Raw genomic sequence first — 12,082 nt, 5'->3', positions numbered from 1 at the left:
ATCACCTCTCCTTTTTATTCTAGCATGACTCATTCGTTCGATTCGACGTCTTGACACCCGATTTTGAAACAGCGAAAGTAAGAAGGGAGGAGGATTGTTCAATATGAAATCATCAACGTGGAAGACGTTTTTCCAGCTTTTTAAAATCGCGAACCCTCCTAAAGGATTGTTTGTCGGAGCCATTCTGATTTCGCTCCTCCAAGCCGTTGCATCGCTAGCGATTCCACTCATCCTGCAACGCGTCGTCGACCGTTGGAGTAGCGACCTGTTGACACCCGAATGGCTCGCATACTTTATCATTGCGTTTCTCGTCCAGGTCATCACGAGTGCGTTATCGATCTACTGGCTACATATCGTCGGTCAACGTGTCGTCGCCAATCTTCGTACGACATTGTGGGACCATCTCATCAAACTACCTATCCCGTTTTACGATGGAATCAAATCGGGTGAACTCGTCTCTCGTTTAAACAATGATACGACGACACTGCAACAGTTGTTATCCGAACAAAGTGTCCGATTGTTGACCTCCTTCGTCTCGGTCATCGGTGCCGTCGCCATCTTGTTCACGCTCGATTGGCAAATGACGCTCGTCATCTTGTTTTCAGTGCCGACCACGCTTGTCATCGTTATACCACTCGGTCGAAAACTTCGAATCATCGCGAAAGAAACGCAACAGGAGCTCGGAAACTTGTCTGGATTCTTTGCGGAACTACTCAGTGAAATTCGACTCGTCAAGTCACAGGCGACAGAACAAATGGAAGTGAGTACAGGTAAAGTAAAAATCGAGACGTTATTCGATTACGGAGTGAAAGAAGGGCGAATCCAAGCCATTCTCATCCCTCTCCTGAACGTCACGTTGACGGGGATGTTGATTGCTATTCTCGGGTTTGGTGCCTATCGTGTTTCGACAGGAGCCTTATCGACTGGTGAACTGCTCGCCTTCATGTTGTATGTGTTCCAGATCATCACGCCACTTATCACGATGAGTGAATTTCTAACAAGACTTCAAAAAGCTCGTGGCGCAACTGAACGGATTGCCGAATTACTCGACGTTGTTCCAGAACCATACAGCACACGTCAAGAATCCATCGAACAGGCTGATCTATTCTTCGAGGATGTAACGTTTCATTACGGGACAGAGCCTGTTTTACAAAGGCTATCCCTTCACGTTTCGCCAGGTGCGACGACCGCTATCGTTGGTCGAAGCGGCGCAGGTAAAACGACACTCTTTTCGCTTGTTGAACAGTTTTATACCCCGACGGGAGGACTGATCCGGTACGGCAATCATGACATTCAGACATACGGTCGTGACACGTGGCGTCAAATCGTCGGTTATGTCGCCCAAGACTCTCCTGTCCTGTCGGGTTCTGTTCGGACAAACATCATCTACGGCCTTCAGCATGAAGTAAGTGATGAGAAAATTAAAGAAGCGTGTGAGATGGCCAATGCGTGGTCTTTCATTGAAGCGATGCCCGAGCAACTCGAGACGGAGATTGGAGAACGTGGTATTCGCTTGTCAGGAGGACAACGACAACGTCTTGCAATTGCCAGAGCATTGTTACGCAACCCACAAATTCTATTGCTTGATGAAGCGACATCAAGCCTTGACTCAGAATCGGAACGCGTCGTCCAAGAAGCGCTCGATCGGCTTATGGTCGGAAGAACCACGCTCGTGATCGCCCATCGCTTATCGACCGTCAGACATGCCGACCAAATCGTCGTGTTAGAAGATGGACGCATCAGCGGGATTGGAAAACATGAGCAACTTTTAAACGAGAACGCTCTTTATCAGCGACTCGTCTCACAACAATTATTAGGGGGACAATCAACATGAAAACAATCGGATTTATCGGTCTCGGGGTAATGGGCCAATCCATGGTACGAAATTTGATGAAACATGGCTTTGACGTAAAAGCTTATACACGCACGAAGGAGAAGGCCACTTCTCTACTCGAAGAAGGTGTGACATGGTGTGAATCGATTCGAGACGTCTGCGAAGATGCTGATGCCGTCATCACCATCGTCGGTTACCCGTCAGATGTCGAATCTATCTATTTTGGGGACGGAAACATCCTCGATTCTGCGGAACCGGGGACACTGTTGATCGACATGACCACCTCCTCTCCCAAGCTTGCCGAACGCATCGCAGAAACGGCGATCGAACGGAGTCTTCTCCCACTTGATGCACCGGTCACAGGCGGTGACATCGGCGCAAAAAATGGAACGTTATCCATTTTGGTCGGAGGCGGGGAGTTTGCCTTCAACAAGGCGAAACCTTTATTTGAAGCAATGGGACAGTCAATTGAGCGGATGGGGTATGCTGGGAGCGGTCAATACGCGAAACTCGCCAACCAAATCGCAATTGCCGGAACGATGATGGGAAATGCAGAAATGCTCGCGTTCAGCAAACGAGCAGGTCTTGACCCGGAAGCACTCATCCGTACGATTCGCGGAGGGGCAGCGGGTAGCTGGACACTGGAAAATTTAGTTCCACGTATGATCGTCGAAGATTATGCTCCTGGTTTCTTTATCAAACATTTTATAAAAGACATGACGCTCGCCATTGAAAGTGCGAACGAGCTCCACGTAACATTACCTGGACTTGAACTGGCTCATCGTCTTTACTCAATCCTCGAAGACAATGGATACGGGGAGAACGGGACGCAAGCGCTCATCGAGTATTATCTCAACCAAGACGTTTGAATCATCCCGTTTGTGGAATTAGTAGGAGTGAAGGAGGCGATTTTCGTGCCATGGAACATGAGAGACTATCCGGAATCACTGAAAAACTTCGATCCACTTGTAAAAAAGAAAGCCATCGATATTGCGAACGCATTGCTCGCACAAGGCTATTCTGAGACGAAAGCGATACCGATTGCCACCGAACAAGCGAAAAAGTGGCATGCGGATGCGTCAGAACAAGAAAAGCAAGATTTTGAAGACGCCCCTAACCCGAAAAAGACAGATCAGCATTAAACGTATTCAACCGGTCGGATTACCCGACCGGTTGTTTTGCGAGATAAGATGCCTTCATTTCTAAGTAAAGTCCTGAAATTGCTGTTTGAAGATAAGGCGTGACAAAGATATAAGCGAGTCCGCCAGTGAGAAGAACGAGCGCGTACCATCCGATAAAACTTGCGAACAGTTTTAACAGCGTCTGTTTGTGCCCTTTCATCATTAACCGACTCTTTCGCATTGCCTGGAATGCCGAAAGATCTGGTTCGTCACGCATAATGAATGGCGCGATTCGATACGTCAAATAAAACCATACGCCAGGCACAATCAAGAATAACATCAACACGTTTAACCCTAAATAGAACACCGCATAATAAACCACTGCACGCGAATAGTCTTTTAGTGACCCGAACGCTTCAATCAATAATCCAAACTTGGGCTTTTCGTCTTTAGCAACTTGAAGAAACACCCAATTTTTCCCGAGTTCAATCGGCGCGAGCAATACGGTCGCTCCATACAACAACGCCACTGAAGTCATGAGAACTTCAGGATCATTTGTGGAAAGGTCGAGACGCGTCGTAATCATCGCTTGTATGACCATAACAGTCAAGACGACGAGCAAAGATATGCCCCACTTTCCAGAGAGCATTCGAAGCGCATATTGTTTGTAAACAGAAGATTGCATGAGTTCACCTACACTTATCATTTTCTTTCATTATAGCAAAAAAACAGTCATACGACTGCTTTCCGCTTTGACTTATCCTCGAAGTTGTTTGAACTTAGACTCATCGAACTGGCCATCTGTCCGTACACCATTGCCGACGTGTACCATGTCTACTCCAAGTCGAGCTTTTAAGGTAGGTAACGTCTCTGTTGTGATGCCAGCTCCCGGTAGGATTGTCATCTCTGCTTGTTCTTTAAGCCGCTCTAATGTCTCGATTCCTTCGAGTGCTGTGTTCGCACCGCCTGACGTCAATAAAAGATCGACTTCCGGAAAGTCATTTAAGACATCAATCGATTCAAATACATCACGAGATGCATCGAAAGCACGATGGAACGTGAGTGTCATTTCCCCTTTATGCTTAATGACCTCTCCTAAAATCCGTTCATCGATTGCCCCGTCCTGTGTCAATGCACCAAAGACAATTCCATCAACTCCGAGTTCACGGCATAAACCGATATCGGCGAGCATCGTTTCGACGTCATCCTCGTTAAAATGGAACGAACGTGTATGCGGTCGAATCATAACGTGTACCGGAACCGAGACGTGTTCAACTACATTCCGAATCGTCCCGAAGCTTGGTGTGATGCCACCCTTTTCCATATCCGCTATCAGCTCGAGTCGATCCGCCCCGAGTTGTTCCGCTTGGATTGCTTCAGATAACGTTGTGACTATTACTTCTATTTTCATGTAATCGCTCCTTTTACGGTGCGAATTTCCAATCCACACCATGTTCGGCTAAGACGCCTTTAAATTCTTGAGGTTCCGGAAAATCAGAGATGATGGCCGTTACCTTCGAAAAATCACAGACTCGATACCGTTTTTGTTGGTTCAACTGTGTATGGTCTGTCAATAAGAACGTTTCGCGACTTTGAGACATCACAGCCTGCGTAATACTGGTGAGCCCATAAGCATCGCACGTTAGACCAAGAGTCGCATCGACCCCCTCAACAGACAAGATGGCAAGATCGAACATATATGTTTGAAGTTGTGCAAGGACTTGCTCTCCCGTCGTCACGAGATGTTTCGGGTCGATTGTACCACCTAACAACTGTATTTCGCCACCGAGCACTCCTTTCGCTCGCTGCTCAAATAGCGCTTTCGCGACCGTTAGAGATGGGGTGACCACTGTTACGTTACGTCCGCGTAGACGAGACGCTACTTGTTCGGCCGCGACACCGTGACCGATATAGACTAACGTATCGTCCGGAATTAATTGGAATGCCGTATATGCGATGCGTCGGATTCCATCCATGTTGGCAATCACGATTGGCTGAAAGGACATGCTCTGATGGAGGACGGCACCCCCATAAACACGTTTGATACGGTGTTCTTTCTCTAGTTCTTCTAAATAGCGTCGAATCGATTCTCCTGACACGTTCAAGCGTTCGATCAATTCGCTCGTCTTCACTTTTCCTTCTCGTTCGATCCATTCGACAATTTTCTGTTTACGTTCTTCACCGATTAAAGACACGTCCCTGCCTCCTCCACTAAAATCTTTCCTTTTCTAGTGTAACGAACGGATGTAAATTTATCGTAAATTGAAAGTAAAGAACGAGCAAATCCAACATGATTTTGTTTCTTCCTTGTGTAAATCAACAACAATGCACAAAAAAGGCACGTCTGAATCAGACGCACCTAGATGAATTAAGATTTATGCTTATTTTGAAAAAGAGGCACTTTCGGTTCTTTCCCCGCTCGTATGCGTTGCCAATTGGTGCGATGTTTGATGATGATAAACAAGGCGAGTGGTACAATGACGATTAGCGGCAACCAATCCTCTGTCACTAAACTATACGCTGTGGCCGTCACAAGCCCGACTACAGCCGCAGCCATGGAAGAAAGAGAAACCATCCGTGAAATAAGAAGTGTCACAATAAACGTGCCGACGACGACAAAGAAGAACCACGGAAACGCCGCTAAGAGAACGCCTCCGCTTGTCGCCACCGATTTTCCACCTTTAAATTTCGCAAAGATCGGATAAGAATGTCCAATGACTGACGGAATCCCCGCAAGTAATAGACTCATCTCACTTCCAAACAAGAGAGGTAGTAGTGCAGCGACCAGTCCTTTCCCCATGTCACCGAGCAGAACAAGGATGCCAGCCTTTTTACCGAGAACACGGAACGTATTCGTCGTGCCTAGGTTTCCGCTCCCATGTTCTCGAACATCTACTCGATAGCCGAGCTTACCGATGATGAGCGCAAACGGAATCGAACCGAGTAAATAGCTTAAAATAATAATGATGATTTCTGTCACATATGGCATTGCAATTCCCCTTACTTCATATATTCCTCAATATATCGATCAAATGGCTGATTCAATGTATGCACTTCTTTGGCATGTTTAGTCCCAATATAGCGTAAGTGCCAAGGTTCATACATGTAGCCCGTCTCTTCCTCAAACGCCTTTTGGTAGCGAACGATAAAGCCATACTCGTGAGCATGGTCTGCCAACCATTTTCCTTCAACCGTTTCCCCAAGGCTTTGTGTGAGCTGATAATTGACAGAAGCGCTCGATACGTCGATTGCAAGACCGGTCTGGTGTTCAGAGTGTCCGGGTGGAGCGGAGTATTTCATCGCTTGCTCCTTCCCGTCCCGTTCAACATAAGCGTTGAATAGCGTTACTTGATAACCGTATGAACGAAACGCGCTCGTTCCTTTCAAATCAATTCCAGCCGCTTTTGCGTCACTCATTAAACTTTCAATCGCACGTGCTGCTTCTTTGCGCATCATCCTCCGATCACCGACCGACGAATCGACAAAGTCGATTTTGGCCTCAACCAAGTCGCTCGGTTGATAATTGGCAGGCAATGCAATTTGTTTATTGACGAGAATCAATTCTTCTAAATCTAAATTTGCCACACCGCCTATTTCAATCGGTTGAACAGGTATTGTCGGTTCTTCCGTTGTTGACGGCTCAGCCGGCTCTTCTTCGACTTCCGATTCAGATTCCGTCGTCTCCTCGTCAGTCTGAGACTCGGTCTCGACCTCTTCTTGATCTGAAGTCGGTTCATTTGGTTCTGTCTGTGGTTCATCTATTGTTGATGACTGTGTCGTTGGTTCTTTCGGTTCAACTTGCTCGTTTGTCGTACATCCGGCTAACATGAACGTCAAGGTGCCGCAAACCATCAAAACTGATGGATATCGCATGCGATCTTCCCCTTTCTAGATAACAAAAAGTACCGTCAAGATATGATACCATACTGACGGTACGAAGACAGAAGATTCTTAGACAGGATTCATGACGTTCATATACATGTCATGCCATTTTGGGAATTCCCGATCAAGGCGAATCGGTTTAAAATCTCCCCGTTTGACGACCACATGAGTTGTCTTGGCGGTGCCAACGAGTTCCCCGGCTTGGTTCGTTAACTCGTACCCATAAATCGTTCTGATTTTCGAGTACTGATCAACCCAGACACGGACATGAACCGTATCACCAAATGTGACGCTTCGCTTGTAGTCCATAGAAACGTTCGTCACGGGTGAAACGAATCCTGCCTCTTCCATGTCTTTATATTCGACACCGAGTTGACGCAACAGTTCGGTGCGAGCTATTTCTAAATAAACTAAATAGTTGGCATGATAGACGATTCCCATCATGTCCGTTTCTTGATATCTTACTGGGATTTGAATCGTGTGCATTGAATCATCCTTCTTTCCTACCAATAGTGTATTATAGTTTACTCTTAATATCTACTACTAATAATTGTTGGAGTGACGTCTCGTTCTCTTCCTCCGACATGAGTCGATATGATTGACGAGCAATTGACTCATCAATGACGGACAAGGCAGTCCGTGCATTCGCGTGTTTGATTTCACCTAATCGTGTCGATAACGCATCCATCGCTTCCTCATCTATGACGTAGCCAAATTGATTTGCGTAGTTCGTTGCGATTTCCACTAACTGTTCTTGCGAATAATCCTCAAAATGAATCGTGCGTTTCATACGACTACTTAATCCTGGATTGGACTCAATCAACCGTCGCATTGGGCCTTCATATCCCGCAAGGACGACAACAAGATTCTCTCCATGTTTTGGCATCTCATCCACAAGTGTATCGATTGCTTCTCGGCCGTAGTCGTTCGCTCCCCCATTCAGGCTATACGCTTCGTCAATGAGCAGTACACCACCGAGTGCGTCACGAATCGCCGCTTTGGTTTTTTGAGCGGTCTGCCCCACATAACCACTGACTAGATCTGCTCGGCTGACGACGTTGACATGCCCACGCTTCAAATACCCTGTACGCTTCAGCATTTGGGCGTACAAATATGCAAAAGTTGTTTTTCCTGTACCACTATTTCCAGTGAGTGTCATATGGAGCTGGACCGGCGCCGTCTTCAAACCGAGCGCTTTACGTTTCTTTTGCACATTTACGAGTGCTTCAATCTCCGCTAACTGTGCTTTAGCTTCTTCCATACCGACCAAATCGTCTAGCGATACTGAGTGTGAATCATCTATCGGTTGATCAAAGTCTTCTTCGTTCAAGAGCGCCATTTCATCTAAAGGAGCATCCGCACCAAAACGAGAACCCTTCTTAAACATCGCATCGAGTAAAATGTTATGAACCGTTCGCGCGTTCCCAAACGTCGAATCGACTCGTTCGCGGTCAATCCGCGTTAGAAGTGCACGTTTCGCCTCTTCCGTTAACACGTAATTGTTTTCCTGTGCCACCTTTTCTCCAATAGCAACTAATTCCTCATCCCGATAGTTAGGTAGCTCATAATGATTTGATTCTGGGAATCTTGAGCGTAAACCTGGGTTTGCGAGTAGGAAATGGCGCATTTCTTCTGGATAACCGGCAAGGATGACGACAAACTTCCCAGCATATTCGCCACTCGTCATCGCTGCGACGAGCGTATCGATTGCCGCTTGTCCGTAATCGCTTCCGCTCGCATCTTGGCGTTTTAACGCGTATGCCTCGTCGATGAACAAAACGCCACCTTCTGCCTCTTTCACCTTATTCATCACTTGTTCTTCCGTTTGTCCGACGTACGCCCCGACGAGGCTTGAGCGATCTGCCTCGACGAGATCTGGGCGACTAAGCAAACCAAGCTCGAAATAGATTTCTGCCATAAGTCGAGCAAGCGTCGTCTTCCCGGTCCCAGGATTACCCGTGAACACGAGATGGAGGGAGGGTTGGTGCTTTGATGAAAACCCTGCTTTTTCACGTTCCTTTTGGAAGAGAAGAAAACGATACCACGCCTTCACACGCTCTTTTATATCGTCAAGACCGATCATTTCCTCGAGTGATTCGATTGCGCTCGAACGCGTCTCGCTCTTACGCTCCGGCAACAACTGACAGATTGTATCGAGTCGCTCCTTGACGAGCACAACACGTTCACCGAAGCGACGAAACGCTTCTCGACTGAAGTAATTTCCTTGCATCGATGCGAGCAGAGATGCCGTATCATCTTCTAAAGACGCAACCTCCTGCATCGCCTCGATGATGGCTTCAAAGATTTTCTCGAGTTGTCCCCGCCATTCAGAGTCACGTAAATCAGACTTCGCCGCTTCCACCTCATCATGCAGTTGGTCAAGTTGGTCGAGTAACGCAGATGTTTTGGACTCGTATTCTGTCAAAATTTGTACTTTCATCGAGGCATAATCCGCTTCGCGAAGTGTCGGCCAATCGATTTGAAGTGCTTGCTTCGAACGCCGCAATTGCTCATTCAATTGAAATAGACGTAATTCAGGGGGCAACGCATTCATCGACTCCAACTCTTTTACCCAGCGGTTCAATAACGGGTCCATCGATTCTTTCTTCTCGAGTCGATGCGTAGCGAGCAAGGTCAATGAACGAATCAACTCCTCCTCATGTCCAGTCGCACGTGACCAGTGCGCGTAGGATAAGAGTGCCGCCTCATTGATCTTTTCTCCAGCTTCCCAGTTCGTCAAATCCGTTTGAACTTGTTCAACTTGAATTTGTTTCATCCTGTTCTCCCTTTCAGACGACAAGGGAGCCGACATGACGTCTGCTCCCCATCGGATTATCTTGATTCAAAAGATGTCATCCGAATCGAATGGAACAACTTCCCGTTATTCCGCGATTCTGCCGCTAGCAAAATCCGTTCGTTCGCATCAACATAATATGTGACTGTCTCTTTATTCTCTTCTTCACTGAAAATAGATGGATAATTTTCAATCCATTCTTCCGGAACCGTTTCAGCCGATTCAGATTTTACATACGCTTGTGCGGTTCGACCGACCAAGTTCGTCTCACCTTCACTCGATCCGAGCGTGCCATCATCTAACCATTTACGAATCTGTTCGTTCGTAGCACGTGACAAGAAAGGATGTGGTGCGACTGCTCCAGAATTGGTCTCTTGTCGCAGGACTTCTTCTCCATCTGGATTAAACTCCAAATACGTCTCTCCGTCCCATTCCGCTTTTGCGCCCACGTTTGGACCCGTCACGACTTCAGAGACGAAATGTCCGTTTTCATCATACGTGACGAGATATTCTCGTTCTTCGAGTGTTTCCCCTTCTTTCGGAAGTTTACGCTCTTGGTACCCAATTACGACATTCGAGTAGAAAGGCTCAACCTGTTCTGTCTCTTCACCATTCAAATTCATGAGTACGTAAAAATTATAAGCGAGCAATGCTCCGACAATGAGGATGCCGGCCAAAATGACCCAGCTCAACCGTTTTTTTATCTGTTGTTTCATCGCCTATCCTCCTCGTTTCTTCACTTACTATCCTACACTAGCTAAGAGGACAAGCAAAATATTTTTGACTGAAAAAAGGGTCTCGCATGAGACCCTTCCGGATTATCCTAATTTATCTTCATCTTTCTTTTGTGCCTCTAACCATTTATCTCGCTCATCTGGTTCATCGGCCAAGTCTTTGAACAAGGCGACAATCATAAAGACGAGAACGAAGATGAATGGGAAGGCTGCGAGAATTGCTACGGCTTGCAGGGCATCTAGTCCACCTGCGTATAGAAGCACAGCTGCGATTGATGATTGAATGACACCCCACGTCATTTTAATGCCCATCGGAGGAACGAGCTTCCCATTCGATGTGAGCATCCCGAGTACGTATGTCGCAGAGTCGGCAGACGTAATAAAGAATGTCGAGATCAAGAAGATGGCAACAATACTGAGTACTGTCCCAAAACCACCGAACGTATCAAACAATGCGAAGAGTCCGACCTCTGTCCCGATTTCGTTCACTTGACCAATCAAGTCGTATCCACCGAACAAGTCAGCCCAGATTGCTGAACCGCCGAAAACGGAGAACCATAAGAGCCCGAATGATGTTGGGACGAGCAGGATTCCGATGATAAACTCACGAATTGTCCGACCTTTCGATACGCGTGCGATAAATGTTCCGACGAATGGTGACCAAGAAATCCACCAAGCCCAATAGAAAATTGTCCAGCCGTTGATCCATTCACGTTCAACCGGTTCGAACGCAGCTGTACGGAAACTCATACCAGGAAGTTGTTGCAAGTATGTTCCGACGGTTTGTGTGAATAAGTCGAAAATGAATGCTGTCGGTCCGGCGAACATCGTCGCGACGAGTAAAACGATTGCCAAGAAAATGTTCGTATTACTCAAGATACGAATCCCTTTATCAAGGCCGGTAGAAGCACTGATCATATAAAGCACCGTTACGACGGCGATGATGATCAACTGTGTCACGAAGGCGTTCGGCACCCCAGGGATGAGATAATGAAGACCACCGGCAATCTGTTGAGCACCAAAACCGAGTGAAGTCGCCACCCCAAATGCCGTCGCAATGACTGCAAGAATATCGACCGTTTGTTTCACAGGTTTTTCGTAGCGGTTGTGGACGAGCGAACCGATTGTTTCCCCAATCGTCGCAGGGCGTCCTTTTCTGAATGTTGAGTAAGCGATGGCAAGTGCGATCATGGCATAGATTGCCCACGGGTGGAAGCCCCAGTGGAAGAAGGCATAGCGCATCGCTGTCCGTGCGTCTCCTTCAGGTGTCAATGAAGAGAAAGGTGGCGAATGGAAGTGGAGCAATGGCTCTGCTGCTCCCCAGAAGATGAGCCCAATCCCCATTCCCGCACTGAATAACATGGCGAACCATGACATGTAACTAAACTCAGGTCGGTCCGTATCTTTACCAAGACGAATCGAACCGTATCGAGAGAAGATTAAAAAGATGGCAACGAGTAAGAATCCGGTCGCACTTAATAAGTAGAACCAGCCCATCCCGTTCGATAGCCAACCTTGTAACGTGCTCGTCACGTTCAATAAACTAGCATTTCCGAGAAGACTTTCGGGAAATAATCCCCAGATTGTGAATAATCCCGTTATGATTGCAGATATGACGAATACAGGCGTCACACGGCTTTTCCGTTCCATAAAAATCACTCCTATTTAATTTTCTATTTTCATATACGTTTTCCACCCTAACATACTTTTTAAACAA

Annotated in this window: 12 protein-coding genes; 3 read left to right on the top strand and 9 right to left on the bottom strand. The window is 46.9% G+C overall.

What is annotated here, in order from left to right; all coding sequences use genetic code 11:
* The first annotated feature begins 103 nt into the window (after positions 1 to 103).
* Genes KNO85_RS05975 through KNO85_RS05965 form a run of 3 tightly spaced genes read left to right on the top strand, consistent with a single transcriptional unit; the run spans position 104 to position 2,976 of the window.
* Positions 104 to 1,834, top strand: coding sequence for an ABC transporter ATP-binding protein (locus KNO85_RS05975; RefSeq protein ID WP_214787792.1), 1,731 nt, complete (start codon positions 104 to 106; stop codon positions 1,832 to 1,834).
* Positions 1,831 to 2,703 carry an NAD(P)-dependent oxidoreductase gene (locus KNO85_RS05970; RefSeq protein ID WP_214787789.1) on the top strand — a complete coding sequence of 291 codons (873 nt, stop codon included), beginning with the start codon at positions 1,831 to 1,833 and terminating at the stop codon, positions 2,701 to 2,703. The genes KNO85_RS05975 and KNO85_RS05970 overlap by 4 nt, the downstream gene beginning before the upstream one ends.
* 45 nt (positions 2,704 to 2,748) lie before the next feature.
* Entirely contained in the window at positions 2,749 to 2,976 is a 228-nt protein-coding gene (locus KNO85_RS05965) for a DUF2188 domain-containing protein (RefSeq protein ID WP_214787786.1), read from the top strand.
* A gap of 19 nt (positions 2,977 to 2,995) precedes the next feature.
* Here the strand turns inward: KNO85_RS05965 and KNO85_RS05960 are convergent, their stop codons facing one another.
* From KNO85_RS05960 to KNO85_RS05920, 9 genes are all read right to left on the bottom strand, one after another.
* Positions 2,996 to 3,640 carry a DUF975 family protein gene (locus KNO85_RS05960; protein ID WP_214787784.1) on the bottom strand — a complete coding sequence of 215 codons (645 nt, stop codon included), beginning with the start codon at positions 3,638 to 3,640 and terminating at the stop codon, positions 2,996 to 2,998.
* Positions 3,641 to 3,712: 72 nt separating this feature from the next.
* Complete coding sequence (locus KNO85_RS05955; RefSeq protein ID WP_214787781.1) at positions 3,713 to 4,366, bottom strand: copper homeostasis protein CutC; 654 nt, start codon at positions 4,364 to 4,366, stop codon at positions 3,713 to 3,715.
* A 13-nt stretch (positions 4,367 to 4,379) separates the two neighbouring features.
* The gene (locus tag KNO85_RS05950) at positions 4,380 to 5,150 is read right to left on the bottom strand and encodes a DeoR/GlpR family DNA-binding transcription regulator (RefSeq protein ID WP_214787778.1); all 771 of its coding nucleotides are present in this window, start codon (positions 5,148 to 5,150) and stop codon (positions 4,380 to 4,382) included.
* A gap of 173 nt (positions 5,151 to 5,323) precedes the next feature.
* Positions 5,324 to 5,944: a glycerol-3-phosphate 1-O-acyltransferase PlsY gene (plsY, locus tag KNO85_RS05945; RefSeq protein WP_214787775.1), complete on the bottom strand. Its 621-nt coding sequence runs from the start codon at positions 5,942 to 5,944 to the stop codon at positions 5,324 to 5,326.
* Positions 5,945 to 5,955: 11 nt separating this feature from the next.
* Positions 5,956 to 6,828 (bottom strand): M15 family metallopeptidase, encoded by an 873-nt coding sequence (locus KNO85_RS05940; RefSeq protein ID WP_214787772.1) that lies wholly within the window; start codon positions 6,826 to 6,828, stop codon positions 5,956 to 5,958.
* A gap of 78 nt (positions 6,829 to 6,906) precedes the next feature.
* The gene (locus KNO85_RS05935) at positions 6,907 to 7,323 is read right to left on the bottom strand and encodes an acyl-CoA thioesterase (RefSeq protein WP_214787769.1); all 417 of its coding nucleotides are present in this window, start codon (positions 7,321 to 7,323) and stop codon (positions 6,907 to 6,909) included.
* Positions 7,324 to 7,354: 31 nt separating this feature from the next.
* Positions 7,355 to 9,613, bottom strand: a complete 2,259-nt coding sequence (locus tag KNO85_RS05930; protein ID WP_214787766.1) for an AAA family ATPase — start codon at positions 9,611 to 9,613, stop codon at positions 7,355 to 7,357.
* 56 nt (positions 9,614 to 9,669) lie between these two features.
* Complete coding sequence (locus KNO85_RS05925) at positions 9,670 to 10,347, bottom strand: hypothetical protein (protein WP_214787763.1); 678 nt, start codon at positions 10,345 to 10,347, stop codon at positions 9,670 to 9,672.
* Between the two features lie 102 nt (positions 10,348 to 10,449).
* Positions 10,450 to 12,015, bottom strand: a complete 1,566-nt coding sequence (locus KNO85_RS05920) for a BCCT family transporter (RefSeq protein WP_214787760.1) — start codon at positions 12,013 to 12,015, stop codon at positions 10,450 to 10,452.
* Positions 12,016 to 12,082: the final 67 nt, after the last annotated feature.

Origin of the sequence: Exiguobacterium sp. s124, assembly GCF_018617485.1 — a bacterium.
In the GTDB taxonomy this organism is placed as follows: domain Bacteria; phylum Bacillota; class Bacilli; order Exiguobacteriales; family Exiguobacteriaceae; genus Exiguobacterium; species Exiguobacterium aestuarii.
The sequence above is the reverse complement of the archived record's forward strand: the minus strand, read 5'-3'. Positions and strand labels throughout refer to the sequence as shown.

Excerpts from the sequence above, each read along its gene's own strand:
- KNO85_RS05975 (WP_214787792.1), top strand. The coding sequence starts at position 104 with ATGAAATCATCAACGTGGAAGACGTTTTTCCAGCTTTTTAAAATCGCG.
- KNO85_RS05970 (WP_214787789.1), top strand. The coding sequence starts at position 1,831 with ATGAAAACAATCGGATTTATCGGTCTCGGGGTAATGGGCCAATCCATG.
- KNO85_RS05960 (WP_214787784.1), bottom strand. The coding sequence starts at position 3,640 with ATGCAATCTTCTGTTTACAAACAATATGCGCTTCGAATGCTCTCTGGA.
- KNO85_RS05955 (WP_214787781.1), bottom strand. The coding sequence starts at position 4,366 with ATGAAAATAGAAGTAATAGTCACAACGTTATCTGAAGCAATCCAAGCG.
- plsY (WP_214787775.1), bottom strand. The coding sequence starts at position 5,944 with ATGCCATATGTGACAGAAATCATCATTATTATTTTAAGCTATTTACTC.
- KNO85_RS05940 (WP_214787772.1), bottom strand. The coding sequence starts at position 6,828 with ATGCGATATCCATCAGTTTTGATGGTTTGCGGCACCTTGACGTTCATG.
- KNO85_RS05935 (WP_214787769.1), bottom strand. The coding sequence starts at position 7,323 with ATGCACACGATTCAAATCCCAGTAAGATATCAAGAAACGGACATGATG.
- KNO85_RS05930 (WP_214787766.1), bottom strand. The coding sequence starts at position 9,613 with ATGAAACAAATTCAAGTTGAACAAGTTCAAACGGATTTGACGAACTGG.
- KNO85_RS05925 (WP_214787763.1), bottom strand. The coding sequence starts at position 10,347 with ATGAAACAACAGATAAAAAAACGGTTGAGCTGGGTCATTTTGGCCGGC.
- KNO85_RS05920 (WP_214787760.1), bottom strand. The coding sequence starts at position 12,015 with ATGGAACGGAAAAGCCGTGTGACGCCTGTATTCGTCATATCTGCAATC.